Below are 25779 nucleotides of genomic sequence, written 5' to 3' on the forward strand. Positions count from 1 at the left end.
GAGATTCTGGCATTGCGACGCGCATCTGGGACGGAGGTCCATCGAGACCTGGAATCAGGTGTGATTCTCTCAAGGCCACCGGAGTCCGGGTCGGGTAGGCCTCCGCGTGTCAGGCGTTCTTCGTTGTCTTTATCGGGAGCCTGCTGTTGCCTTCCGCCCATGGACGAAAGCCTTCTGCCGGACATCCTCGATGCGCTCGGTCGTCAGCCTCGAGAGTTCGGCGCGGTACAGCTTCACGTGGAGCGCATCCGCCGGTCCCCGGACGGCACGGAGGCGCGTGCCGTCATCTGGCTCCAGGCGGCCTTCACGCCCCTGCCACCCTCGACGAGCCTGCGCGTGGTCGACGCCACGACACGTCGAGAGGTGCGGAGTGGGAGCCTGCCCTCACTGGACGGCGGCAAGGTGCTGCGGTGGGTCCTTCCGCTGAGCCTTGCAGCCGACGTGAAGGAGCTGCTCTTCCTCCTCGAGGCCCCAGTCCCCGAGGACGCCACGCGGGTGCGTCCTCCCTGGCGCCTGTTCGACACGCTGGAGCAGGTGGAGGTCCAGCCGGTTGCCCGTCCCCTGTCGAGCACGCTCCTCAGGGCCGGAGTATTTGCCTCCACCGGCGTTCTCGCCATCACCCTGCCCCCGTCTACGGGTCTGGGGCCTGGCGAGCCACGGACCCGGCGTCATGCTGCGCGCGCGATGCCGGAGGGCTTCGTCGCCGACGTCACACCCGGCCCCTTCACGCAGGACTCCGAGCCCGGTAGCACCGTCATCTGGGAGCCGGGTCAGACGCTGGACACCGCTCGCTGGGTCGAGGCCACGGGCGCGGCCGAAGGCTTGGAGCGCGTGCGATGTGCTTGTGGCGCCGTGGCGCCGCGCGACGCGGAGTTCTGCCCTCGGTGTCTGGCCTCCCTCGCGGGAGCCGCGCGCGAGGTGTCTCCTCCGGTGGCCGACTCCGACGCGCTCCCCTCCGTCATCGGAGCGCCGCCCGTCGAGGAACCAACGGAAGCCACGACGGCGCGATGCCCCCGGCACCCTCGGGTGGAAGAGGTCCAGACCTGTCCGCGCTGCGGAGGGTTCTTCTGTGAAGCCTGTCTTCCGGAGGCGCTCGCGTCCGAGCGAACGCACTGCGCTGACTGTCTGGCGAGAGAGAAGGAGCCCGCGGTGCTCCGCCGTGCGTTGTTCCGGGACCTGGCGTTCATTCAATGTGGCGTGGCGGTGCTGAACCTGGTGATGGGCCTGCTCTCCACGATGACCTCTTCCGAGGCCGAGCCCCTCGCGGGAGTGCTGGGCACCGTGTGCTTCGCGACCCCGTTCCTGGGACTCGCGGGCCTGCTGGTGCTCACCCGGAGCCCCATCGTCGGCTGGGTTGCCTTCGCGTTCGCTACCCTCTTCGGCCTGGCCGCCTTCTTCCTCGGCGTCCATCTGCTGGGTGGCGTCATTCTTGTTTCCGCCGTCATTTCCTATTTCCAGCTCTCCAAGCTGCGAACCCTGTCGAACCCACCCACGCCTACTGTGTGAAGACACACGGACAGCCGAATTTCCTGTCGCCACGGCAAGCGCACTGCCTTTACGCAAAGGCAGTAACGAAAGTCTCGTAATCGCGATATTCGTGTAACGCCGTAAGCAGCAGGAACCCCAGTTCAAGGAGAGCACATGCGAAACATCGTGAGTGGACTGTTGGCGGCCGCGTTGTTGGTGGGCTGTGGTGGCAGCGAGCTGGACGCGCAGGAGCCGCTCCCCCAGGAGGACACCGTGAGCGCGATGGCGTCTCCGGAGTGTGACTCGTGCATCCCCGCGCGGAGCGAGTGTTACTCCACGGCGGAGACCTACCCGCAGAAGGTCATCTGCTCCTCGAACTACACGCTGTGCCGGCAGACGTACTGCAACTGACGACGTCTCCACGGCGCGCAGGTTCGTGAGCAAGCGGTCCGTTCCGGAGTATCGGAGCGGGCCGCTTGTCGTCGCGGGGTTGATGACCGCCGTCGTCCATGACCTGATGCCCGGCGCTGGATATCTCTGGCTGGGAGCTTCTGGAACATGGCGGCGAAGCAGGGTGCGGTGACGAGCTGGGGGTGTGAGGTTTCCTCGGGAGAGGCATGGGCGCGCGTGGAGTCGGCGGCGACGCCCGAGTGGAGGAAGCAGTTGTCCTCCTGGTGGAAGGGTGTCACCGACAAGGGGGTCCTGCTCCACGAAGGTGACCTGGAGGCGGACTCGCTGGTGGTCGGTCCAAGGCCGCTCGTCGTCTCCGGAAGTGTCCGACTGAAGGGGCTGCTCGAGGACGGACACGCGGCCGACCACACGCTGCTCGTCGTGCTGGGAGACCTGGAGGTGGAGAATGTGGCGACGGTCTCCGCCATGTTCATCGCGGGGAACGTCCGGATTCGAGGGCTCCTCTTCGGAGACTCGCTCGGCGACGACGTCTTCTCTGTCGCGGGTGGGTTGAAGGCGCGGGCGCTCGTCGAGGAGCACCACCACCTCCATGTCGCGGGCGCGCTCGACGTGGACGTCCTCGTGGGCAGCAAGCTCACTGCTCCGGGCAAGCCTCGCCAGAAACTGGAGCCGCACGAGGCGCTGCTGCGAGGGGCCTTCACGGTCGAGGAGGAGGACGAGGACGGCGTCGTCGACTCGACGCTGGACCGGAAGGGGCTCCTCGAGAAGCTGCGTAAGGGCAAGCCCGTGCTGGCGGACACGCGGCTCGGTCCGGTGGAGAAGGCGATTGCCGCCGCGAAGGAGAAGGTCGCGAAGGGAGAGAAGGCGCCTCGGCTCGGGCTCTCGCTCAAGAAGCTGAAGGCCATTCCCGAGGAGATCTTCTCCCTCACGGGCTTGGAGGGCCTCACGTTGGACTCCAATCCCATCGAGGTGATTTCCCCCCGCATCGGTGAGCTGCGCGCGCTGCGCTCCCTCAGTGTGGAGCGCTTGCCGGTGAGCACGCTGCCCGACGAGCTGTGCCGGCTGCCCGCGCTCAAGAAGCTGAGCCTGCGCTACTGCGACAAGCTCACTCGCCTCCCGGAGGCGTTCGGCGAGCTGGAGTCCCTGGAGGAGCTGTACCTGGATGTCACGGGGCTGGACGGCTTCCCAGAGGTGCTGACGCGCCTGCCGAAGCTCAAGAAGCTCTGGTGGTGGCGCTTCTTCAAGACGCCTCCGAAGAAGCTTCAGGTGTTGGTGGACGGCCTGGGCCGGATGCCGAAGCTGACGCACTCCGGCTTCTTCCAGGGGGAGGTGGCCAATCTGCCAACGAACCTCGCTCCGCTCGCGCGCCTCAATCAGTTCAAGCTGGGCCTGGAAAAGATTCCCGCGACGGAGGTTCGGCGCCTGGAGGCGGCGCTGCCTCCAGGCCGACTGCACGTGGGTTATTGAGCCGCCCGCGCTGGGCGCGGAGTCGATTCCCGCGCCGCCGAGCGTGCGAGCCACGCCCTGTCTGATGGCCGAGGCTCGTCCCATCCGAGGAACAGCCAGCCGAAGGAGCCGTGCGCTGCCTCGTCCTTCACGATGAGCCGCGGCGAGTCGGAGACGTGCGCCTTCCTGCTCGCGTTGCCCGGCGAGCGCCCCTGCGAGCGGGAAGAGCTTTCGGGCGACGCAGTGCGTGAGCACATGAGGACATTCATCGCTGACAGGGGAGGCTCGCGGATGCACCGTCTGTTGCGCCACATCCGGAGGTTCTTCCGACTCCAGCCAGGCAGGCCCGCGTGGGCGGCCGGCATCCGCGCGGCGCTGGCTGTCACCATTCCCTTTTCGCTCGCGACGCTGCTGGGCTTCAAGGACGCGGGCTGGACGGGACTCACCGGGCTGCTCGTGACGCTGGCGAATCCCGGAGGCGCGTACCGGGGCCGGGCGAGGGTGATGGGAGCGGTGACCCTGCTCGGTGCGCTCGTGGGGACCATCGCCGCGCTGGCGGGCGGGCGTCTGTTGCTGGATGCGACTCTGCTCCTGGTGGGGGTCTTCGTCCTGACGTTCGCCCGGTGTTACGGCGACACGGCGGGCTCGGTGGGCGAGAAGCTCGCGGTCATCTTCGTGGCGTCACTGGGGGCGCATGCCGTGGAACTGGACGCGGCCCTGACGCGCGGAGGAGCGCTCCTGCTGGGCGGCGGGTGGGCGATGTTGCAGTCGTTGGTGCTCTGGCCGGTGCATCCCTATCGCCCGTCGCGTCGGTCCATCGCGCATGTCTACACGTCGCTCGCGGATGGGGCGAGAGACCTCGCGACGCTCTCGCGCGAGGGAGCCCCCGCCGAGGTCTGGACGGCGGCCACGACGCGGCATCTGCCGCTGCGCGCGAAGATTGAGCGAGCGCGGGAGACCCTGGCGTCCACGCGGGTGGGGCGCTCCGAGGAGTCGCGGCGAGGGGAGCACCTTCTCGTGCTCCTGGAGCTGAGCGAGCAGTTGCTCGGGGTGTTGTTCGCGCTGGCGCAGGCGATGGAGGTCGCCAGCCCCGAGCGCAGGCTGCGGCCCGTGCGGGAGCAGGTGGCGCGGGCGTGTGACTGGTACGCGGAGATTTCGCAGCGGGTGGCGACGGTGTCCCTGGCGCCGGAAACGGCGGCTGTCTACTGGCCGCGCTTTCCCACCCACCATGAGGAGCTGGGGCTCCGGGGGAAGTGGCTTCGGGTGGTTCCGGCCTCCGTGACGGAGTTGTTGACGCGGCTGAAGGGGCACGCCGTCGCCGCGCAGCGGACCGCCATGGCGATGCGGCGTGGAGACCCGGTGGAGGTGGGCAACGCCGAGTCCATGTTGCGAGCGAACCGGCGCCGTCCTCTCCTGGAGACGTTGCGCGCGAACCTGAACTCGCGGTCCGTGGTGCTCCGGCACGCGCTGCGAGCGGGCACCGTCGCCTGTCTGGCATTGGTGCTCACTCGAGTGTTGGGACTGGGCGAGGCGTACTGGGTGGTGCTCTCCGCCATCGGTATCCTCCAGCCATACTCGGCGAACACGGAGGAGCGCGCGCTCCAGCGCGTGACAGGGACGCTGCTGGGCGGGACGCTCGCGGCGGTGATTGCCACCGGGGTGGGCTCTCCGCTGGTGTTGATCGTGGTGATTGGGGTGCTGACCGCGGTCTCCGTGTCGCTGTTGCCGCTCAACTTCGGTGCGTTCCAGATTCTCCTCACGCCGGACTTCCTCCTGCTCGCGACGCTGAGCGCGGGGGACTGGTCCGTCGCGGAGAACCGGGCGCTGGGCGTGCTGCTGGCCTGCGTGCTGGCACTCGCGGGGGTGTGGCTGTTGTGGCCGTATCCAGAGAGCAGGCGCTTCCCGGATGCGGCGGCGACGGTGCTGCGCGCGGATGGGAACTACTTCCGGCAGGTGGCCGCGAGCCGCAGTGGCACCGAGCCAGGTGTCAGCGCGGCGCGCAGGGACCTGGGGCTCGCGATGATTGACGCGGAGGCATCCTTCGAGCGACTGATGGCGGAGTACCGGGGGCCCGCGCACCGGCTGGAGCCTGCGATGGCGCTGCTCACGTACTCCCGGCGCCTCGCCGCGTCGGTGACGGCGCTGGGCGAGCAGAAGGCCGTGATTCCCTCCTCGGAGGTGCTGGACGTGGTGGCGCACAAGGCGAGCGGGACGCTGGATGCGCTCGCGGACTCGCTGAAGCAGGGCCAGACGCCCCCGCCCATGCCGGAGCTCCCGCTGCGCCGCATCGCCAATGACCCGGTCTCGGGGCCGTTGGTGGAGCGGGTGCCGCGACAGCTCGAAATCCTGCACGGCGCGGTGGAGAAGCTGGCGTGGACGTGAAGGGCGTGAGCTGACCTGGGAGGATTCCGACCCCAGACGCGCAACTGGAATTCGCGCTGAAGGCTCCCGCGAAGGCCGAGGAGGCCGCTCCGAAGCGCCTGTTGCGCGACGAGTCGCGGTTCGAGTCCAGGTCCCCGACCAAGGCGCCCGTGGAGCTGAACCCGGGCAGCGGCTCGGGTGCCCCCGCCAAGGCGCCCACGCCCGGCAAGGTCGACATTGAAGGCATCTCCAACATGAAGGACCCGGTGGCCCGCAACCAGGCCATCACCCAGGGCTACTACGAGCTCTCCAACCAGATGGCGGGACTGCTGGGGAAGGAGAACGCCAACTGGGCCACCTTTGGCGTCTGGGCCTCGAAGCAGGCGGGCGTGAGCATCCGGCAGGAGGACCTGCCGAAGGTGTTCATGGACCAGCTCAAGGGCGACAACAAGTGGCTCGGCGCCCTGACGAACATCGGCCTCGGCGCCATCAATCCGCTCGCCCCCGCGATGGCGGAGGCCCTGAAGGTCCCCATCAAGGACGCGCTGAATCGCGTCAGCGACGCCATCGCGGATGGCAACCAGAAGCTCTTCAAGGACATCGCGCCGGAGTTCCAGCGCTTCACGGAGACCTTCAAGGGCGACACGAAGTACGACGCCGCCAAGGTGGAGAAGTACCTGGAGGGTTTCCCGCCGGGGAAGGAGAACCTCAAGGCCGCCTTCGCCGACTACTCCAAGGCGATGTTCGAGAAGGACCCGAACAAGAAGGCGGAGCTGATGCTCTCCGCCAATGACCGGGTGGGCGTCCATGAGCAGAGCCTGATTCAGGGCGAGGTGGAGCGCGCCCTCAACGCCCCGCTCAAGGAGACCTTCGCCCCCATCGTCAAGGCCACCATCGACGCGGCTGGCAATGCGCTGCCTTTCCCGGCGAACCTCGCCTACAAGGGCGCAAAGGCAACCGGCCTCGTCGACAAGGCGGTGGACAGCGTCGTGAACGGCCTGACGGGCCAGTTCCGCAAGTTCGCCACCGAGCACATGATGAAGATTGGTCTGCCGGAGGGCAGCCTGAGCCTGGGTGACGACGTGAAGCCCGGGGCGCAGGGCGCCTTCCCCGAGCACCTGCGCACCATCGAAAGCGGCGAGCTGAACCGGCTCCTGTCCCAGTACGACAAGTCGCCCAACTCGCTGAAGGGCTCGTCGGCCAATGACTGGTCCAAGTTCGACCAGCGCATGAACTACATCGTCGACCTGTTCCGCTCCCGCCAGGGCGACCCCCGCCTCTTCGACGCGCCCTGAGCCGCCTGTCAGAGGGCAGGGGGTCTTCGGACGCTTGCCCTCTTGCCCTCTCCCTCAAGTCTCGGATTTCAGGTGTCTGGGTTTGAATCCAGGCACTGAAAACCGGTGCTCCTCGTATTGAAGGTGACTCCCAGGGTGAGCCTCGTGGCTCGCCTTGACATCCCCTCATGGGTGCGGTTGAACTGCCCGCGATTCGCAATTGCGAATCATTCTCAACTGGGCGGCCCGTGAGGAGGACATGGCGACATCGACCCTGCTGATGGTGCTGGGCCTCGCCGTGCTTCGTGGCGTCGCGCTTCCTCCGGTGCTGGCCCGTCATCGAGTCTGGGTGAGGGGGCTGGGGGGCTGCTGCCTCATGGCCGCCGTGGGCTTCGCGGTGAAGGCCCAGGGGCTCGCCGTGGGGCTGACCTGCGCGCTTGTCCTCGCGATGCTGGTGGCTCCGGTGCTCGCGCTGGCGGCCCCGCTGTGGCCTCGCGCCACGCGGTACGTGTGGCCGGTGGGGGCCCTGGGGCTCGCGTGGCTGTGGTCGGGAGCCGTCTGATGGCCCACCAGCATGGTGCCGGTCGCATCGCCGCCGCTGTCACGGGGGCTCCCGGGGCCGCGGTGCTCGCGAGCCTGGCCGTCCCCGCGGTGCTGCCCGTGTCCGCGGACGTCCGGCTGCTCATCGCGCTGCTCGCGGTGCTGCCCGCCGTCGCCACCGCCGCGTGTCTGGCCTTGCTCGCGCGCAGCGCCGTGCGCGCGTGGGTGGCCTCCGCGCTCGTGGCCGCCGTGGCGGCCGTCGTCCTGGTGCTCGCGTGAAGCTCTCTTCCCGCGCGTACGAAATTCTCTGGGATGCCCACGCGTGGGCCGGCGTGCTCTCGTCCCTGGTCCTCTTCGTGACGTTCTTCCTGGGGGCCTTCGCGCTCTTCGCGGAGGAGCTGTCGCCCTGGCAGGAGCCCACGTTCCGCGCGCCCATCGCCGTGCCGGAAGCTCAGGCCGTCGCGCTCGCGCAAAGGCTCGCGGACACGGAGGCCGCGTCGCGCCCGGTCTGGTTCGGCATCTCCCTGCCCACCGAAGAGGAGCCGTGGCTGCGCCTGTGGCGGATGACCGACGGCGCCATCCATCCGCTCTGGTTGGACCCTGTCTCCGGCCGTCAGCTCGGGGAGCGCAGCGACCTGGGGGAGTACCTCAACGCGATGCACTTCCTGGAGCCGCTGCCGGGAGGAAGGCACCTGTCGGGGCTCGCCTCGGCGGTGCTCGTCCTGCTGGTGGGCACGGGGCTGCTGCTCCAACTGGGCCGGATGCTGCGCGAGCTGGTCCAGTTCCGTCCAGGCTCGTCGCGGCGGGTGTTCTGGTCCGACACGCACAAGGTGATTGGCGTCATCAGCGCGCCGTTCCTGCTCGTCTTCGGACTCACGGGCGGGATTCTCTGGTTCGACGACTGGTTCGAGCCCGCCGTGGTGAAGACATCGATGAAGGGCGACCTCCAGGTGAAGGAGCGCGCCGTGGACTGGCCCTCTCCTCCCGCTGCGTCGGGCAGGCCCGCGGGTGCGCCCGACCTGGCCCATGCGCTCGCGCTGGCGAAGCAGCGCTTCCCCGCGTCGTCGCATCACTGGTTCTTCTTCGACAACCTCGGTGACGAGCACGGCCTCGTCCACCTTCCGGGCGAGCGCGAGGGCACGCTCCACGCCTTCACCCACGTGCGTGTCTCGCGGACGGGGGAGCTGGTGTGGGCCCGCGACACGGGAGGCGGGACGCCCTACTCGCGGGTGATGGACCCGCTGTATGGGCTGCACTTCGCCACCTGGGCCAGCCTCCCCGCCAAGGTGCTCTACGCCCTGCTGTCCTTCGTCTGCGCGTTCGGCATCCTCGCGGGCAACCTGCTCTGGTTGGAGCGGCGGCGCGCGAAGGCGTCCAGCCGGTTCGACCGGGTGCTCGCGAAGCTGACCTCCGGCGTCTGCGCGGGACTCCCGTTGGCGGTCGCGAGCCTGTTCCTGGCCAATCAGGTGCTCCCCTCGGAGCTCGCCGCGCGTCCGGGTTGGGAGCACGCCGCCTTCCTCTCTGCCTGGGCGCTCGGAGTCGTCGGGGCCTTCGTCGACAGCGAGCCCGCGCGGTATGCGCGCCGCCTGCTCCTGGGCGCCAGCGTGCTGCTTGTCGTCGTCCCGCTCATCGACGCGGCGAGGACGGGGCGGTGGCCGCTCGCCTCCGGCTCCTCGCACGTCCTGGTGACCGAGCTGGGCCTCGTGGCGCTGGCGCTCCTCCTCGCTGGCGCGGCGCGCGGCATCCGTCGCTTCCAGCGGCCCTCGCCTGTCGCTTCCTCCGCTTCCGTCGAGCCGGAGGCCCCCGCCTCCGTGCCGACCTGACCCTCCACGCCTCACCCCCCCTCAACGGAGTTCATCATGAGCACCCTCCGCCGTCTCGCCACGGCATCCGCCGCCACCACCCTCCTGCTCACCACCACCCTCGTGGGATGCGGGGACGATGACGAGAAGACGAAGCCCCCGGTCGAGACGAAGGACCCCGTCTACAGCCTGGCCACGTCGGTCTTCTCACAGGCCGGCAGCGCCACGTACGTGAGCGTCTTCAACTCGCTGGACGTCACCGCGCTGGATTTGACGAAGGCCCGCGAGCACTCCGGCTTCGCGACGATTGGCGCCGTCGACGGCATGCTCTTCGTTGGCGCGGGCGAGAAGCCCGAGGTGTCTCGCTACACGGTGCGCGATGACGGCTCGCTGGAGGAAGCGGGGCGCATCAGCTTCGCCAACTACGGCCTCGCCACCTCGCCGCTCTACTTCAACCAGTTCGTGGACTCGACCACCGCGTACATGTCGCTGGAGGAGTCCAAGCGCATCCTCTGGAATCCCTCGACGATGGAGATCTCCGGCCCCGTCGAAGCGCCGGGCCTGGTCCGCGAGCGCGAGGACCTGGTGGTGAAGACGAGCTATGACCGCGGCCGCGTGGTGCGGGGGGACTATGCGTTCCAGGCGTTCTACTGGACGGATGGTGACTACTTCGACTTCCTGCCCACCTCGCAGATCGCCATCTACTCGAAGGCGGATGACAGCCTGGTGAAGCTGCTGGACGCGCCGTGCCCCGGGCTCGACGTGGCGACGCAGGACGAGGCTGGAAACATCTACTTCTCCAACTGGGTGTTCAGCTCCGCGGCGCCCGTCCTCAAGGAGGGCGCGCCCCCCACGTGCCTGGTGCGCATCAAGGCGGGCTCGCAGGAGATTGACACCGCCTTCACCCGCTCGCTGTCCTCGCTGGTGGGCAACCGGGAGACGGCGGCGTTCCGCTACCTGGGCAACGGCGTCGGCGTGGTCGCGGTCTTCTACAAGGAGAACCTGACCATCGACGCGAACACCAAGCCCACGGACATCACCGGCGGCCTGCACTGGAAGCTGTGGCAGGTCAATCTGACGGCGGGCACGGCGGCGCCCGTCGAGGGGCTCGACTTCATCGCGGGCGGCTACTACGCCTTCACGCTCGACCAGCGGACCTTCCTGCTGCTGCCCACGGCCGACTACAGCAAGACGGCCGTCTGGGAGCTGGGCACCAGCGGCGCCGCGGTCAAGCGCTTCGAGACGTTGGGCTGGGCGTACCAGTTCGTGAAGGTGCGCTGAGCCGTGCCTGACGCGCCTGGCCTTCGTCGAGGCCGGGCGCGTCGTCCCTCGTCAATCAGTACTCGAGCGTGCCCTTGAGCCAGGCCGCGCGGCCGGGCCGCTCGACGCCGAAGAAGTCGAAGACGCGGGCGTCGGTGACGTTCTCCAACTCGGCGGTGAGTCCCGCGGTGAGCTTGCCCCGCCGGACGCGGTAGCCGATTCCCGCCGCCTGCACGAACTGGGTGTCGACCGTGTCCTTCGACTCCACCGTGCCCAGGCCCTCCCAGTTGCGGAAGAAGCCATTCACGTAGCGCGTGCTCCAGAACGGGGACAGCTCGTCCTCTGCCAACGCCAGCCCTCGCAGGGACACCCGGGCCGTGGCGTTGGCGAAGAGCCACGGACGATTCGGCAGGCGGCGTCCCTCGAAGGCCCCGAAGGTGCCCTGGCCGGAGACGTTGCGCGGGTTCTGCACCGTGGCGTTGGCATCCAGGCTGAAGAGCCCGCCCGGTGAACTCCACCCCGCCGAGCCCTCGACGCCGAGAATCCGGGCCGCGTACACGTTCTGGTAGCTCCACTCGCGGTCTCTCCCCGTGAGCAGGATGAGGTTGTCCGCGAAGCGGGCGAAGCCGTTGAGCTCACCCCGGAAGCTGCCCAGCTTCGTGCGCAGCGGCACGGAGGCGAGGCCCAGGTTCAGGTTGTGGCTGTGCTCCGGCTCCAGGTCGAGGTTCTCCTGGACGAGCACGCCGTTGCCGAAGACCTCGTCGGGACGCGGCAGGCGCGTGGCGCGCTCGTAGCTGGCCTTGAGATAGAGCGGCGAGCCCAGCCGGAGCCGCAGCGCGGCGCCGCCTCCGAGCCGATGCAGCTCGCGGTCCTTCTTCCGCCATCCCCCTGTCGCCAGCGGCTGCTCGGCCTTGCCCACGTAGACGTAGTCCTTGCCGAAGAGGATGACCTCCAGCGCGTCGTCGAGCAGGTCGACCTCGTACTCGAGGCCGGTGACGAAGGTGAGCTGGGAGCGCTCCGCGGCGAGCCTGTCCGGGTCGCTGGGGCTGGCCCTGCGACGCTCCTCACCCGTGCGCACCATCAGCGTCGGCGCGAAGGCGAGCCGCAGCGTCTGATGCTTCGCCACGTCCCAGCCCACGTTGACGCGGCCGTAGACGGAGCTCTGCCAGATGGTCTGGTCGATGGGGTTTTCGCCCAGCTCGCCCGCCACCTCGCGCGGATTCACGCGGTTGCCGAACCAGTCGTAGACCCACTCGCCCACGTCGACGAGCTTGGTGGCCTGCCACGCGTAGCCGGCCAGCACATCCAGGCGGGCGCTCGGCGACAGCGTCTTCGCGTAGAGCAGCTGCGCGCCCAGCGTGTCGGAGTCGTAGCGGGCCTCGCCATAGGGCGCGCCCGACATCACCAGGTTGTGCTGCAGCTCCTTGTCGTGCCGGGCGCCGAACGCGCGAACGACGATGCGGTCCGCCCAGGACAGGCCGGTGTAGCCCGCCTCGACACCTCCGCCGAGCGCGTCGTAGCCGTCGTGGAAGCGCTTGACGGTGACGGGACGGATGGAGCCCCGGTCGTCCGCGGCCTCGACGTCGACGGAGTAGTCGTTGTTCGTGGTGTCGGCGAAGAAGTGGGCCCGTGTGTAGAAGCCCTCCTCCGCGGGCCTGTAGCCACCGCCGAGCGTGAGGCGGAAGGTGCCGAAGGCTCCTCCCTGGAGTGACACGGCGCCATGCGCGCCGACCTCCTGGGGCGAGGAGACGAGGTTGACGGCGCCACCGAGCGCGTCCGCGCCGTAGCGCACCGGCACCACGCCCCGGTAGAGCTGGATGGAGTCCACCAGGTTGACGGGCACGTTGGCGATGCCGAAGGGATAACCCGAGAGGTCCAGCGGCACGCCGTCCAGGAAGAAACGAATCTGGTCGTCGGTGAGGCCGTTGAGCGCGAACAGCGCGGTGCTGCCGAGCCCTCCCGTGCGCCGCACCTCCACGCCTTCCTGCGAGGCGAGCACCTGGCCCAGGTCTCCGGAGCGGGAGCGTGCGCGCTGGATGCTCACGACTCTCACGGCCTCGGCGGACTGGCGTCGCTCTTCCGAGTCCGAGCGCGCGGAGACGGTGGTCTCCAGCTTCTTCTCCTCGGGGACCGGTGGCGTGGCCTCGGTGGTGGGTTGCGTCGCCGTGGGCTCGGAGCCGGGCTGCTGGGGGACGGGCGGGGGAGGCGCGTCGAGCTTGAAGGTGTGGGCCAGTTCAATCTGGCACGCCACGGCCTCGCCGCGGACGCGCGCCGGCTCGAACTTGAAGGACAGGCTGGCGGTCCGCACCGCTTCGTCGAAGGCCGCGCCCGCGGAGCGGACGACCTCCGAGTCCGTCACGCTGCCCTGCTCGTCGAGCGTGAGCCGGAGGACGACCTCACCCTCGCGGCCGGCCGCCTGCTCGGCTTCGGGATAGGGGACCGCGACGCTGTCGAGGCGCCGAGGCACCTGGACCTCATCGCTCGGAGGAGCCTCCGCCGTGGCTGTAGCCGGAGCCTGCTCCTGGGAGGGAGACGGCGTGGACGGGGCCGGGGAGGCCACCGAGAGGAGCAGCGCGAGGGAGGTGACCGGTGAGAACATCCGCAATCCCGGACTACTTGGTTTTGCGACGCAATATCAATTGCGCGCCCCGGGGGATATCGGGGATTGCGGTGGGGCGGTCAAGGCGCGCGGCCCTCCGCCTGTCCGGGGGCTGCTCCCTCGCCCGCGAGCCCGGGCCATATGGGCTCGCGGTGAGGGACGAAGCCGCTCACTGGACGATGGCGCCCAGCTCCGTCTCACCCGGTTCAATCTTCGCTTCCGGGTTGGACCACACGAAGGGGATGCCCGGCTGCCGGTAGAGGGTGTTGGGGATGTCCTTGGCCAACTGCGCGTGCAGCTCCGGGAGCTGGGACCAGTGCACGCCATGCTTCGCATGGTGGGCGGTGTGGAAGCCCAGGTTGCCAGTCATGAGGTTGTAGCCCCGGTGAACGATGTTGTACGAGGCCTGGGTGTGCTCCGTCGCCTCCAGCCCCACGTGGTGGAAGTAGGTGGCCCAGACGGTGACGTAGAGCGACGCCACCATGGGGAGCAGGAACACGAAGAGGGCGTTGTACCAGTTGTGCCAGAACAGCACGCCGAGCAGCGCCACCTGGAGCGCGCCCATGGCCAGGAAGATGCGCTGGGCCTTCGGCTGCGCGCGTCCCACGGCGTAGGCCCGGGGATAGGCCAGCAGCGTGTTGATGACGGAGAACTCGGCCTCGCCCATGGTGGACCCGTCCGCGCGCTTCCAGCGGGCCTCGTCCTTCTCCTGGTCCAGGTAGTTGCGGTGGTGGCCGACCACGTGGTGCAGGAACCACGCGTGGGACGTCACGCCCGTCTGGAAGCCGAAGACGACCTCCAGCAGCCGGTTGGGCAGCGCGTGGCGGAACATGGGCACGTGCTGGTGGTGGTGGTTCCAGGCGCTGATCCACCCCTTGGGAATCACCCAGAGGGCGAGCCACAGGAGGGGGAGCCACCAGCTTCTCGCCGTGAAGTAGACCGTCAGGTCCAGGGCGAACACCGTGGCGAACAGCAGGACGGGGATGCGGTCTCTGGGGTGTCGGAACAATGTCATGCGGTTTCCACAGCGGGGGTGGGACGGGCTCCCAGGGGAGGGTAGAGGGTTTGCCGCTCGCGCGGGACAAGCTTTCCGGTGACGCCCTTGGGAAGCACCACGCCGAAGAAGAAACCCTCCTCGAAGGGCTCCGTCGAATCGACGTGGACGCGCACCCGGGCGCTGATGGTCGCCAGCGCCGTGCGCAGGAACACCATCGCGAAGTCTCCGGCCACACAGGCACGAGGGCCCCGGCCGAACGGGAAGAAGTAGTCGCTGCCCAGCGGGTCGTTCGCCGCGCCGCCGTTCAGCCAGCGCTCCGGGTCGAACGTCTCCGGGCTCGTCCAGTGCGTCGCGTCCCGGTGCAGGTGCTGGTTGGAGATCATCAGCGTCGTCTCCGGCGGCAGCATGACGTCCGCCAGCCGCGTCTCGGTGGACGGTGAGCGGCGCATGAGGACGCGGACGGCGGGGAGGATGCGCAGGGCCTCGTAGGCGACGGCCTCGCCCCAGGACGCCCCGCGGAGCCGCTCGTGGTTCAGCGGTTCTTCCGCCAGCAGCGCGGACTCGAGCGCCAGTCGCTCCTCGGCGGCGGGGTGCTTCTGGAGCTGGTGGAAGGCTCCGACGAGCGTGGTGCTGGAGGAGAAGACGCCGCCGAAGAAGAACGAGCCGAGCAGGTTGGCATGCACCTGGTCATCCAGCTCCGGCATCTCCCGCAGCGTCCACGACATCAAATCCACCCGGTGCGCGGCCGGTGCCTGTCGTGCCGCGCGGATTCTGTCCGCGAACAGCCCGTAGAAGCGCTCCTTCGCCGCGGCGAAGCCCTTGGGGACCGAGACGAACCTCAGGGGCAGCTTCGCCTGGATGCGCGCATCCGCCGCGGCGGCCAGCAGCATGAAGTCGTCATACGCGGACGTGGGGAGCTTCTCGCCCACCGTGGCCACGCAGAACGAATCGAACGTCAGCTGGCGCAGCATGGGCGTCAGGTCGAGCGACGGCTGGTGGCGCACCGCCTCCACCGACTCGGCGATGGCTGCCCGCATCGGCTCCACCTGGGCCGCCTGCCACGCCGCCGTCCACGGCTGCGCCAGCGGGTCCATCCCGTGCTTGCGCTTCCAGTCCTCACCCTGCTGCGCGATGAACGGCGTGTCGTCCGTGGCGGAGTGGCGGATCTGCTCGCCGATGTTGCCCTTCTCGAACTCCAACCGGCGCGTCTCCAGCACCTCGCGGATGATGGCGGGGCCGTTGAGCACCAGCGCGGGGGAGGGCCCCAGCCACGCGACGGTGACGGGCCCGTAGGCGCGCGCATAGCGAGCGCACGTCTCCCACGGCTGCACGCCCAGGAAGTCCCCCAGGTTGCCCAGCAGGCCCGGCGTTGGCCCCGGGAGGCTGGCGAGCGGCTTGCGCCGGGCGCCGAAGAACAGGTTGAACAGGCCGCGAGAGAGCAGGTTCGGCACGAGGGAGCCTCCGGTGCTGCTCAGACGGTGATGCCGCAGGGAATCTTGTCGGGCTGCAGGACGGTGTAGGGCACGGCGACGCGCGCGTTGCGCGCCTTCACCACCGCCAGTTGCTCTCGCAGGCGCTGATGGAAGCGCTCGCGGATGGCCAACAGCTCGGGCTCCTGAAAGTACTCCTCGCGCCAGCCGAACTCGTGCAGCAGGTACTCCTCGTCTTCCCCGAAGCTGGAGAGCGCCCGGCCGATGGCGACCTGCCAGAGTGTCTGGGACTTGCTGGGAATCATGGCGGCGATGTCTTCCGCGCGCAGGACGCCTTTCTGACGGGGCGGCTCCTGACGCATGCACAGCGGCGCGTTGGGTACGAAGGCGTAGTGCTCGTATTGCAGGTAGTTGACCGCGGCGTGCTGGACGCTGACCGTGAAGATGACGGTGGTGAGCATGTCGACCAGGTCGTCCACGCGGCGCAGCTCCTGGCAGGGCAGCTTGTCCACGGGCAGTCCGTGCTCGGTGAGGTCCTTCCACCACTGTTGCATCTCGGTGTCGCCCTCGAGGTCGGCGTCGGTCCGGTAGAAGTGCCTGAGCACGCCGCCGACGTATTCCTCGAAAGCATCCCACAAGGGGAGGGCGTCGTCGCGGTAGGGGTAGCTGGGCAGGACGTCAGGGGACAGCACGCCTCGGCGCTCGAAGTCCTGCCGGGGCCTGTTGTCGGAGAGCTTCCAGCGCTGGTACCCCTTCTTGCCCAGCTGGAGGTGGCCCTTCTCCGGGCCGCCAGTGGCGATGAAGTCATCGAACACCCCGCCCTCGGCGAGCAGGCCCTTGCGTGCTCCCTCGTTGATGGCGAGCGTGTACCGGAAGTGCCGGCGCAGCAGCTTGTAGACGGGGTGCGGGTCCGGCAGGTTGCGCATCGTCACCATGACGAAGGGCTCCGCCACGAAGTGGGTGCGCAGCGCGTGGCTCACCATCTGGTGCGTGTTGCCCTCGCTGCAGCGGACGTAGATTTTCGCCGCGAGCCAGTCGTACTCGCCGTCGTTCGGTGTGAAGACGGGGTCCTTCCGCGCGTCGCGGCCCAGTTGGATGGCGATGGGGCGCAGCTGGCGGGAGTCGTCCAGGTACAACAGGCAGCGGGACGCCGGAGCCCACCTCCGCTCCTCGACGCCCTCCTCGTTGACCTTCCGGTACATGGGGATGTCGTCGAGGATTTCGAAGTCGAGCAGGAAGATGCGTCTGGCGTCGAGCGCGCGCGCCAGCGTGGTGCCGGGGGACAAGAGGCCGCGCAGGTCCTCATCCGTCAGCGGCATGTCCTGGGGCACGTTGGGGACGAGGGTGATGTGCATCGGGTTGATGCCCTGGACGGCCTGCCGCGCGAACTCGTAGTCGTCCTTCCACCTGGGGGCGAGCTGGGGCACTTCCAGCCCCTTGAAGAAGTCGAAGATGTCCACCAGCCCGTTCCACGCGTTGGTCAACATGGGCAGGTGCAGCTTGATGGACGCCAGCGTCTTGGCGATGACGACCTCGTAGCTTCCCTCCGTGAGTCCCCGGTACAGCTCGTCCTTGGGCAACGGCCGCGTTTCGCTCAAGTCGAGCGCGCCAGGAAGTCCCGCGGTGGCCTCGGCGGAACGCCAGGGATACATCCGCCGACGGTGCTCGAGCAGCTCGTGCCGCGCCGTCGCTTCCCGTGCGTGGCTCGCCTGTCGCGCGAGCTTCGCGGTGCCTTCGAGCACGTCCACCGTGGCGCCACCCCGCACCCACCGGAAGAAGGGAAAGCGCCACTGCCTCCCCTCCGCGGTGACGTGGGCCTGGTCCAGCAGCCAGTCCGCCGCGACGCCTCCGGTGTTGGTGAAGCGCAGCAGCACCAGCTCGCCCAGGTCCGTGGCCTGGACGGAGTAGACATCCTCCGCGCCCGCCTCGAAGTCATCGTGGAATCGCTTGTTCAGCGCGTGCGGGCCGCTCTCCCCATGCGTGCCCACCAGGGTGACGGAAATGTCTGCGTTCGTGCCCGCGCCCAGCTTCGCGCTCGTGCGAATCTTGAGCTTGTACTCGACAGTCATGGAACCCTCTACGGAACGGGGGCAGACCGTAGGACGGGGAAAGCGAGAGCTGCAAGCCATGCTACCCTCCCCACGGAATGAGGCAGGCGTCGCTCAGCGCACGGAATTCGCGAAGGTTCCAGTGGCCCTGTCATGAGTGAGGGACACCCGTGGAAGTGGGGCTGATGACAGACGGTGGCACTGGTGGGCTCGCGGCCTGGGGCAGGGGACGGGGATGATGTTCGCGGCGCTGCGCCGGTGGGTGGGCTCTCTCGGGTTCAGGGGACACGAGAGCGACCCGAACGAAGTGTTGGACGCGGAGGAGCTGGCGCGGTGGTACTCGGGGCTGAAGCTGGAGGAGCGGCTGGAGGTCAGTCGTCAGCTCGCACCTCGGGTCCGTGCGGGCCGCACCGTGCGGGACACCTCCACGTTGCCCGCGGTGGCGGTGGGACGTCTGGTTTTCGAGCAGGACGGGCCGGACGGCCCCATACCCTTGCATCACGTCAAGGTGGAGCTGTGGGACCGGGACTTCGGCGCGCCGGATGACTTTCTGGGGGAGGGTTTCACGGACCCGGACGGTGGGTTTTCGGTCCGCTACGACCCCGAGGACGCGGGCGTGGGAGACCTGCCCGATTTGGAGGTCCGCTTCTTCGAGCCGCAGCACACGTTCCGTCCGGATGGGCAGGTGGTGGAGACGTGGCGGCGCATCGGCTCCGAGCAGGGGCCGGATGACCACGGGGGCCTCCACTTCGACTTCGGCACGTTGCGGCTGCCGTACTGGGAATACGATTCGACGACGCCGCTCGCCCGCCTGCTCGTGACGGAGGAGGGGACAGCGCCCACGGCCTATGCGCCGGGCCGCGCGATTGCGATGTTGAAGGCCGTGGCGCCCGTGGAGCTCATCAAGCGAGGGCACCTGCTCCAGGGGAAGTTGGGACAGGCTCCCGGGCTGGAGAAGATTCAGGCGGACTATCCGGAGGCGCTGACGGTGCGGATGGAGCGCGAGTCGCCGGGCTCCACGCGCACGGATGCGTTCTTTGGAGAGCGGCTGCTCAACGGCATGTTCTCCAGCATCCTCGACAGGGATCCGGAGGTGCCGGGAGACGCGAAGGCGTTCCGGCTCTACTACCCGTGGAACGCGTACGAGCAGGACGGCGTGCACTGCCTGCCGGACGTGGATGTGCGGCTGCGGTTGGTGGAGGAGCGACTGTTGCCGGTGCGCATCATCCTGGGCATGCGCGAGCCGGGCGCGACGGCTCCGGGCTCACCGGTGACGCGGCGGAGCTACACGCCCGCGGACGGTGCGGGCTGGGAGGCGGCGAAGCGGATGGCGCGGGTGAGCGCGACGCTGGACACGGAGCTGGGAAATCACCTGGGGCAGTGTCACTTCAACGTCGAGCAGTACGCCATCGCCGCGCATCGCAACCTGCGGCGCAGCCCGTTGCGGTGGTTGCTCATGCCGCACCTGCGCGAGGTGGTGCTCATCAATCGCTCCGCCGACGGGTTTCTCGTCGGGTCCACGGGCTACATCACGCGTGCGAGCGCGCTGGTGGAGCGGGCGGTGGAGTCGCGCCTCTTGCACCTGATGGGCAGCTACGACTGGAAGGGCTTCGAGCCCGCGCCGCCCATCTGCGAGGGACATCGCTACGCGCGCGCGGCGGGGCTGTTCTGGAAGCTGTTGGGTGAGCACGTGGACGCGTTCTTCGCGGAGCACGGCGCGGCGGTGGAGGCCGAGTGGCGCGAGGTTCGGCGCTTCTCGGACGACCTGGTGGCGCACTCCGCGCCGGCCTTCGTGTGTCGCTATCTCCGAGCGACGGTGCCGGGCAAGGCCGCGCCGTGGTTCGTGCGCTCCGAGCGCATGGACCTGGACGCGAAGACCGTGGAGCCCACGCCGAAGGCCGTCAGCGCCGTGACATGGACAGACGTCCCCCAGCCTGGGGAGGTTGAGGCGCTCAAGCGCCTGTGTCGCTATGTCATCTACTTCGCGACCTTCCGTCACGCGTGGGCCAACAATCTTCAGTGGGACGACGCGGGCGAGGTGTTGTACGCGTGTCTGGGATTGCGGTGGGGGAAGGGTGGGGTGTTGTCGACGGAGGCGGACCTGGATGTCGCGCCCTCGCCCGAGGAGGCCACGGAGATGCTGTGGATTTCGTGGATGTTGTCCAAGACGAACTACGGCTTCCTCCTGGCGAACGAGGAGTCCGACGTGCACCCCCGGTTCGTGGAGTTGCTGCGCGCACACGCCGCCGAGTTCGCCGCGCTGGGCCTGGATGTCCGCACGGTCAGCTCGCGCATCAACATCTAACCGCCCCTGAGCAGCCCGCACGGATATGACCTGGCCGTATCAGAAGTCATAACGTGCCTGGAGGCGGACCTGCCGAGGCGGCTGATACTCGGCGGGGGCACCGAAGGCATCGGTCCGGGTGACGGCTTGGAAGTTGAAGACATTCAAGACATCCAAGCCGAGGGTGATTCGTCCGGTGTATTCAATCCAGTGCAAGAAGGTCGCGGACGCATCGACGGCGTGTACCCAGGGCAGGCGTGTCGGGGCCCCCTCCATCCACGCTCCCGACTCTCCGATGTAGCTCAGGCTCAGCGTGGGGCGCCACCTGTGGAGGGTGGGAAGGGCTCGGAGGACGTAGAGCTTGATGGAGTCGGGGCGGTCCGACACAGAGGCGTCGCGGAGGGTGGGCCAGCCGCCATCGAGCGTGCGCTGGGCGAACGGTGTTCGCACCCGGCCCGTGCCCTTCTCGGCCAGGCTTGACCGGGTATAGCTGAGATAGAAGCGGAGGTTCTCGAGCTCGTGCTCCTGCTGAAAGACCACGCTGAGGGCTTCGTAGCGGCGCTCCTTGGCGGGAGAGGCGGGGGTACGCAACAGCCCCTCCATCGGAGCGTCGAGCTTGCGATGCAGGTACGTCACAGAGAGATGTGACAAGCCATGGGACAGGTGCTGCAACCCGAGGAGGAAGTCACGGGAGGTGGGCGAGACGAGCGCGGAGGGACTCTCCGCGGCGCGCTCCGCCAGGCTCAGCGGGAGCACGGACACCGTGGAGCCGTACCTCGCGAAGAGGCGCGAGCTGAACCACGGAAGCGGATCATCGAAGACGAGCTCCAGTCGGGGAGAAACCTGCTCGCCCAGATGCAAGGAGGTGCCGCCGTCCGACGGAAGAATGCGTTGCGCGTCGTAGCGAACGCCGACGTTGAGCTCCGGCGCATGGGAAAAGGGCGGCGCCCATGAGTCCTGGACATAGGCGCCCAGGACGCTGCCGCGTGTCCTGACTTCGGGGCCCGGCATGGATGTTCCCGTGTCGAGCGGGGACGTCGCATGGGCATAGCGCAGGGCCTCCGCATCGATGCCAGCCTTCAGCCGATGGCTCCCCAACAGGGTGAGCCCATGCTCAACACGGACACTCGCCTGATAGCGGTCCGTGGAGAAGGAGGGGCTCGTCCTGGTGGAGTCCGTCGGCGGCGGCGCCCCCGGCTCATTGAGCAGGGCCTCCAGGTCGCCTTGCCGATGGAGCCACCCCACGCGCGCCTGGACCTGGGTCTCTCCGAGGCGGCCCGTGAACGCGAGGCTCGTCTTCGTGGTCGTGCTGTGGACGGAGGTCGGGCGTGACGCCTCGGAGGTTGCCGCGAGCGCAGGCGTCCACCGGGTGGGCGCGGTGATGAAGGTGAGATCCATGCTCCCGGGGAGGGCATGGGGATTGAGCGTCAATCTGGCGAGGGCCTGGACGCCGCGCGAATCCAGAAAGGGAGAGGTCGCCGAGCTGACACGCGAGCGACTCAGGATGGGGGCCACTCCCAGCAAGAGCGCCAGCCGCTTGGGGATGACGGGGCCCGTGAAGGTCCCTCCGAAGTCGCCGAGGTTCCCCAGCGACGTCGTGCGAGGCCTGTCGTCGCCCGCGCCAGGGGACGCGCGCGCTCCCTCCAGGACACCGGGTGCCCAGGACATGAAGGCGGAGCCCGAGAACTCGCGGAAGGCTGTCGGCGTGCTCGTCGCATCGATACGGGCTCCCGTGGCACCGCCGGACATCGCGTCCGTGCCGCTCCAGGAAAGGTCGATGCTGTCGAGGAAGCTGGAATGGAGGGGCAAGCTGTTGGTGCCGAACGCGGGGTCGACGGTCGACAAGCCATCCAGTCGATAGTCGGCTTCGCGCCCGGATGCGCCATGGAGCGAGAGGCCCGCGTTCGACACATGGGCTCCCGCGGCGAGTTCGAGGACGCTGTCGACCGAGCGAACGGTGTTGTCCTGCGCCTTGGCGCGGCGCTGGTTCTTGAGGTCCGGGAAGAAACGCCCGTTCACCTGGAAGTGGGTGGGGAGCGTGGTCTTGTGGAATCCCCACTCCAAGGTCTCAGCCTCGTCGGGACCTTCTACCAGGCGCACATCCATGCGGAGTGTCTGACCCTCCGCGAGCTGAATGTCTCGAATGGCGTTGCTGAAGGTCTCCTGCTTGTCGAAGGTCACGAAGAATGTGCCCGGAGGGAGGTCCTCCAGGCGGTATTCGCCGTGCTCGTCCGTGATGCCCGCTCGCAGATCTCCGGGGCCGAGCACCGCGGTGACGGTGACTCCCGCGACGGCGTCCCAGGGAGAGTCCGCGCGGGTCACCTTGCCAATCAGGTTTCCCCCGGCGAGAGCAGGCGCCCCGAACAACAAGCACCCGAGCACGAAGAGTCGGAGCGGCAGTTGTATGTTCACGCGTCATCCTCGAACGAAGGAGGGGGTGCGGAGGGGCCTGGGGAGTCTGGGGCCCGGTCACTCAAATCCGCGAGAAGGAGCGCGCGTGAAAACACCCTCGCCCCGCGCGACGGGTTGCACAGGCGGATGCACCAGCGGCAATGCATGACGGACGCCTCGGAAAAGGGGACGTCCCATCCTGCGAAGAGGCTCCACTGGCGTGCTGCACGGGAGTCTCCTCGCTTCATCATCGTTTCATCACGCGTGGAGGGCCCCCCGCGCGGCGGTCCTTCAGTCTTGTGAGGCTGAGCGCGAACCGGCCGCCGGAGCGTTCTGACGACGAGCGGCCTCTGTCGCCCTGGGATGGGCGATGAGGTTCTCGAGAGCGCCATCGGCGGAGTGGGTGGCCTACGGAGTCAGGCTGCTGGTCTCCGGGTAGAGGCGCGCGGCGCCCTGGAAGGGCGCGAGAACACGTTGCTCCTCGCGTCCCGCCACGGCCAGCGCCCACAGCGGGAAGACGCGCAGATAGGCGTCGTAGTGGATGGCGCAGGTGCGATTGAAGACGCCCGCCCGCGACTCTGGTGGCCATCGGCCGTCACCGTCCTGTCGCGCGCGCAGCCACGACACTCCCCGGCGAGTGGCCTCCGATTCGCCCTCTCCGGCGGCCATGAGTGACAGCAGCGACCATGACGTCGTCACCGCGTGTCCCGTCGGCCCGTCCACCCAGCGACGCTCGCGACAGCTCTGGACGGTCTCACTCCAGGAGCCGTCCTCGCGCTGATGGTCTTCGAGGAAGCGGACCGCCCGGCGCAGCGCGGTGTCTCCAGCCCGGACGCCACCGGCCACGAGGCCCGTCACCGCGAACCACGTGCCATAGCTGAAGCACACTCCCCAAGCGCCCTCCCAGCTTCCGTCCGGCCGCTGCGTGCGACGAAGGAAGTCCACGCCTCGTGTGATGGCTCGACCCACAGGCGCCGAGGGGTGTGCCCCGCGCCACGCGATGAGGGCCTGGACACAGGCGGAGGTGCACTCCACATAGCTTGCGTCCACCATGATGCCGGCGAACACGTCCGAGGGATTGAGCCGCTCCAGCCAGCGAGGGCCTCGCATGCGTTCATAGGTGGCCCAGCCGCCGTCGCGATTCTGGAGCGAGAGGATGAACTCCACGGCCTGCGCCAGTCGCTCGCGAGGCACGCGGTTGAGCCCCAGCGGCTCCAGCAGCAGACATGCCTTCAGTGCTTCCGCGGTGCAGTCACTGATGGGCCAGCCATGGGCGCGGGTGCTGAAGGGCCATCCACCCCGGCTCGGGTGTCGGTAGTTGCGCGCGGCGCGAGGCGAGTCTTCCAGCACCTGCTCGGACTCGAGGAAGCGCGCGGCTCGCGCGAGGGTGTCCCGTGCTTGCGCGTCACCCGACGCCACCAGCGCCTGGACCGCGAACGCGGTGTCCCAGAGCTGCGAGGAGTTGTAGCCATTGAACGTCACGCCTTCCTTCGTGCGCTGGAGGTAGTCCGGCAGTTGCTCCAGGTGGGCGCGCACCTCGGGTCCATCGGGGCGGGCGATGTGCCAGACCACGGCGTTGAGCACCTTGTTGATGGGCCCGATGCAGATGGAGTGCGTGGCCTCGTCCTCACCGCGAATCAGCTCCAGTGACTCCTCCATCGCGCGGGCGCGGAGCCGCCTGGAATGAAACCGCTCATGAATCCCGAGCACGCGGTTCACGGCGCGCAGCCACGCACTGCGCGGAGTGTAGGAATCGGTGGCGGCCACCCTGTTTCGCGCCGCCCTCCAGTCCACGTCCTCATAGGGCAGGGGATACAGCTCGCGACGCAGCTCGGCCAGCAGGGGCGTCTCCGTGGCGCGCGCCCGACGGCCATAGAGCCAGCCCATGGGCAGGTACACCATGCGGCAGTGGCACCACAGCCGCGATGGATGGAACGGCAGCGCGCGCGGCAGCAACCACAGCTCCGGCGGCGTGGGGGCAAGCCCGTCGTATTCGTAGAGGCCCAACAGCGCGAGGATGAACTTGCCCCAGGAGCCGCTGCCCAGCGGCCCACCGCGAGGGAGGAACCAGTCCCGCGCGCGCAAGAGGCCCGGGTCATCGGCGTCGATGCCCAACAGGCGCAGCGTCACGTAGTTGAGCACCGTCGTGAAGACGAGGCTCGGTGACTCCACGTCCAGTCCCCAGCCTCCGTCCGCGTTCTGGTGATGGCGAAGGTAGGCGAGCAAACCCTCGCGGGTGCGCGTGTCCGGAGCACGTCCCATCACATACAGCCCGGCCACATACACCGGGCTCAAGAAGAGAGGCCCGCTGTAGTCTCCCTTCCAGGAGCCATCCGCCTCCTGGGTCCGGGCAAGCACGTCGCGGGCCCGCTGAATCATCTCACCGCCTCCACCCCCTGAGCGGCTTGCGAGCAGTCCACGTAGAGCGCTCGCAGCGCGGAATCCGACGCCACTCGCTCCTGCGTGAGCAGCATCAGCGTGCGCACCGCATCCCGACCGAGCTTCACCGGCGTGGGGTCGAACACCGCGGGATTTCCCTCCACCACGTTGAGCGTCAGCGCCGCGAAGAAGAGGGGATACAGACAGAACAGCCGGAGGCCGGGCTCCTCGGGCGGTATCGCCAGGGAGTATTCGAGCGCTTCATCCAACTCGCGGCGCGCCACCGCCACCAGCTCCGAGTGCAGCGCCATCGCCCGCGCGCGGTGGCTCGGCAGCGCGAGCGTGGCAGGGTCCAGTCCGTAGGCGCCCATCCGGTCCAGCGGCAGCCAGCATGTTCCTCGGTCCAGGTCCTCGCGCACGTCCTTCAAGATGTTGGTGAGCTGCAGGGCCCTGCCGAACGCGGTGGCCCTCGGTTCGAGCAGGGCCTGACGCGGCGGCGTGACGAGCGGCGAGTAAGCGATGAAGAGTCCGGTCAGCATCTCGCCCACGACTCCCGCCACGCAGTAGCAATAACCGAAGGTCGCCTGGAGGTCGGGCAACCCCACGACAGGCCCGTCGGCTCCATACCTCCGCTGAATCTGGTTCATCCCGTCGGTCATGATGCGCACACACCGCGCGACGTGGGGATGGACCCAGGAGGGGAGCGAGGCCAGGGTCTTCAGCACCGTGGACGTCCCCGCGACCAATTCGACTTCCGCCTCGGGGGCGGACGCTCGCAGCGCGGCACCTGCCCGGCGGGCAAAGGCCTGAGCGCGGCCTTCCCAACCCGGCTTCAGCTCCACGAGGCTCGCCAGCTCCTCGAACAGCGCCTCCTGGAACGGCAGGCGGGCTTCATCCTCCAGCGTGTCCGCGATGCGGCACAGCAGGTAGGCCACCGTGACGGCGAGGTCCAGGGGCTCGGGCAGCAAGGGGATGTTCAGCGCGAACGTCCGGGAGACCCGGGGTAGCACCGTTCGGCAGAACGACTCTTCCAGAGCAACCATGGCTTCCTCCACTGCGTCATGTCGTGTCCATGACTAGTTGTTGCGTC

General features: G+C 68.5%; 17 protein-coding genes. 10 read left to right on the forward strand and 7 right to left on the reverse strand.

Going from position 1 to position 25779, the window contains the following annotated elements; genetic code table 11:
• Positions 1-159 precede the first annotated feature (159 nt).
• The 9 genes from HUA78_RS41855 to HUA78_RS41895 all read left to right on the forward strand — a co-directional run bounded on the left by HUA78_RS41855 (position 160) and on the right by HUA78_RS41895 (position 10582).
• Positions 160-1506 (forward strand): hypothetical protein, encoded by a 1347-nt coding sequence (locus HUA78_RS41855; RefSeq protein ID WP_174478765.1) that lies wholly within the window; start codon positions 160-162, stop codon positions 1504-1506.
• 135 nt (positions 1507-1641) lie between these two features.
• Complete coding sequence (locus tag HUA78_RS41860; protein WP_141647061.1) at positions 1642-1878, forward strand: hypothetical protein; 237 nt, start codon at positions 1642-1644, stop codon at positions 1876-1878.
• Between the two features lie 147 nt (positions 1879-2025).
• Entirely contained in the window at positions 2026-3345 is a 1320-nt protein-coding gene (locus HUA78_RS41865) for a leucine-rich repeat domain-containing protein (RefSeq protein WP_174478766.1), read from the forward strand.
• Positions 3346-3615: 270 nt separating this feature from the next.
• Entirely contained in the window at positions 3616-5706 is a 2091-nt protein-coding gene (locus HUA78_RS41870) for an FUSC family protein (RefSeq protein WP_174478767.1), read from the forward strand.
• A 101-nt stretch (positions 5707-5807) separates the two neighbouring features.
• Positions 5808-6980, forward strand: coding sequence for a hypothetical protein (locus tag HUA78_RS41875; RefSeq protein ID WP_174467662.1), 1173 nt, complete (start codon positions 5808-5810; stop codon positions 6978-6980).
• 238 nt (positions 6981-7218) lie between these two features.
• Entirely contained in the window at positions 7219-7521 is a 303-nt protein-coding gene (locus HUA78_RS41880) for a hypothetical protein (protein WP_174459466.1), read from the forward strand.
• Positions 7521-7778 carry a hypothetical protein gene (locus tag HUA78_RS41885; protein WP_174459467.1) on the forward strand — a complete coding sequence of 86 codons (258 nt, stop codon included), beginning with the start codon at positions 7521-7523 and terminating at the stop codon, positions 7776-7778. The genes HUA78_RS41880 and HUA78_RS41885 overlap by 1 nt, the downstream gene beginning before the upstream one ends.
• A complete protein-coding gene (locus HUA78_RS41890) occupies positions 7775-9322 on the forward strand; it encodes a PepSY-associated TM helix domain-containing protein (RefSeq protein WP_174478769.1) in 1548 nt (515 codons plus the stop codon). The genes HUA78_RS41885 and HUA78_RS41890 overlap by 4 nt, the downstream gene beginning before the upstream one ends.
• A gap of 36 nt (positions 9323-9358) precedes the next feature.
• A complete protein-coding gene (locus tag HUA78_RS41895; RefSeq protein ID WP_174459469.1) occupies positions 9359-10582 on the forward strand; it encodes an MxcI in 1224 nt (407 codons plus the stop codon).
• Positions 10583-10637: 55 nt separating this feature from the next.
• Here the strand turns inward: HUA78_RS41895 and mxcH are convergent, their stop codons facing one another.
• From mxcH to HUA78_RS41915, 4 genes are all read right to left on the reverse strand, one after another.
• The gene (gene mxcH, locus HUA78_RS41900) at positions 10638-13160 is read right to left on the reverse strand and encodes a TonB-dependent siderophore myxochelin receptor MxcH (protein WP_174478770.1); all 2523 of its coding nucleotides are present in this window, start codon (positions 13158-13160) and stop codon (positions 10638-10640) included.
• A gap of 169 nt (positions 13161-13329) precedes the next feature.
• Positions 13330-14175: a fatty acid desaturase gene (locus tag HUA78_RS41905; protein ID WP_174459471.1), complete on the reverse strand. Its 846-nt coding sequence runs from the start codon at positions 14173-14175 to the stop codon at positions 13330-13332.
• A complete protein-coding gene (locus HUA78_RS41910; protein ID WP_174478771.1) occupies positions 14172-15608 on the reverse strand; it encodes a cytochrome P450 in 1437 nt (478 codons plus the stop codon). Before HUA78_RS41910 ends, HUA78_RS41905 begins: the two co-directional genes overlap by 4 nt.
• A 20-nt stretch (positions 15609-15628) precedes the next feature.
• A complete protein-coding gene (locus tag HUA78_RS41915; RefSeq protein ID WP_174467289.1) occupies positions 15629-17656 on the reverse strand; it encodes a lipoxygenase family protein in 2028 nt (675 codons plus the stop codon).
• A 214-nt stretch (positions 17657-17870) separates the two neighbouring features.
• Between HUA78_RS41915 and HUA78_RS41920 the strand changes: the two genes are divergently transcribed.
• On the forward strand, positions 17871-19940 hold the full coding sequence (locus HUA78_RS41920) for a lipoxygenase family protein (RefSeq protein ID WP_254624198.1): 2070 nt from the start codon (positions 17871-17873) through the stop codon (positions 19938-19940).
• A 39-nt stretch (positions 19941-19979) separates the two neighbouring features.
• Here the strand turns inward: HUA78_RS41920 and HUA78_RS41925 are convergent, their stop codons facing one another.
• From HUA78_RS41925 to HUA78_RS41935, 3 genes are all read right to left on the reverse strand, one after another.
• On the reverse strand, positions 19980-22331 hold the full coding sequence (locus HUA78_RS41925; protein ID WP_174478772.1) for a TonB-dependent receptor: 2352 nt from the start codon (positions 22329-22331) through the stop codon (positions 19980-19982).
• 387 nt (positions 22332-22718) lie between these two features.
• Complete coding sequence (locus HUA78_RS41930; protein ID WP_174478773.1) at positions 22719-24689, reverse strand: 2,3-oxidosqualene cyclase; 1971 nt, start codon at positions 24687-24689, stop codon at positions 22719-22721.
• On the reverse strand, positions 24686-25732 hold the full coding sequence (locus tag HUA78_RS41935; RefSeq protein ID WP_174478774.1) for a squalene/phytoene synthase family protein: 1047 nt from the start codon (positions 25730-25732) through the stop codon (positions 24686-24688). The genes HUA78_RS41930 and HUA78_RS41935 overlap by 4 nt, the downstream gene beginning before the upstream one ends.
• Between the last annotated feature and the right edge of the window lie 47 nt (positions 25733-25779).

Origin of the sequence: Myxococcus sp. CA033, from assembly GCF_013336625.1 — a bacterium.
Classification (GTDB): Bacteria; Myxococcota; Myxococcia; order Myxococcales; family Myxococcaceae; genus Myxococcus; species Myxococcus llanfairpwllgwyngyllgogerychwyrndrobwllllantysiliogogogochensis.

Coding starts and splice junctions, on each gene's coding strand:
- HUA78_RS41880 (WP_174459466.1), top strand. CDS start 7,219: ATGGCGACATCGACCCTGCTGATGGTGCTGGGCCTCGCCGTGCTTCGT.
- HUA78_RS41920 (WP_254624198.1), top strand. CDS start 17,871: ATGATGTTCGCGGCGCTGCGCCGGTGGGTGGGCTCTCTCGGGTTCAGG.
- HUA78_RS41905 (WP_174459471.1), bottom strand. CDS start 14,175: ATGACATTGTTCCGACACCCCAGAGACCGCATCCCCGTCCTGCTGTTC.
- mxcH (WP_174478770.1), bottom strand. CDS start 13,160: ATGTTCTCACCGGTCACCTCCCTCGCGCTGCTCCTCTCGGTGGCCTCC.
- HUA78_RS41915 (WP_174467289.1), bottom strand. CDS start 17,656: ATGACTGTCGAGTACAAGCTCAAGATTCGCACGAGCGCGAAGCTGGGC.
- HUA78_RS41865 (WP_174478766.1), top strand. CDS start 2,026: ATGGCGGCGAAGCAGGGTGCGGTGACGAGCTGGGGGTGTGAGGTTTCC.
- HUA78_RS41930 (WP_174478773.1), bottom strand. CDS start 24,689: ATGATTCAGCGGGCCCGCGACGTGCTTGCCCGGACCCAGGAGGCGGAT.
- HUA78_RS41895 (WP_174459469.1), top strand. CDS start 9,359: ATGAGCACCCTCCGCCGTCTCGCCACGGCATCCGCCGCCACCACCCTC.
- HUA78_RS41870 (WP_174478767.1), top strand. CDS start 3,616: ATGCACCGTCTGTTGCGCCACATCCGGAGGTTCTTCCGACTCCAGCCA.
- HUA78_RS41855 (WP_174478765.1), top strand. CDS start 160: ATGGACGAAAGCCTTCTGCCGGACATCCTCGATGCGCTCGGTCGTCAG.
- HUA78_RS41885 (WP_174459467.1), top strand. CDS start 7,521: ATGGCCCACCAGCATGGTGCCGGTCGCATCGCCGCCGCTGTCACGGGG.
- HUA78_RS41935 (WP_174478774.1), bottom strand. CDS start 25,732: ATGGTTGCTCTGGAAGAGTCGTTCTGCCGAACGGTGCTACCCCGGGTC.
- HUA78_RS41860 (WP_141647061.1), top strand. CDS start 1,642: ATGCGAAACATCGTGAGTGGACTGTTGGCGGCCGCGTTGTTGGTGGGC.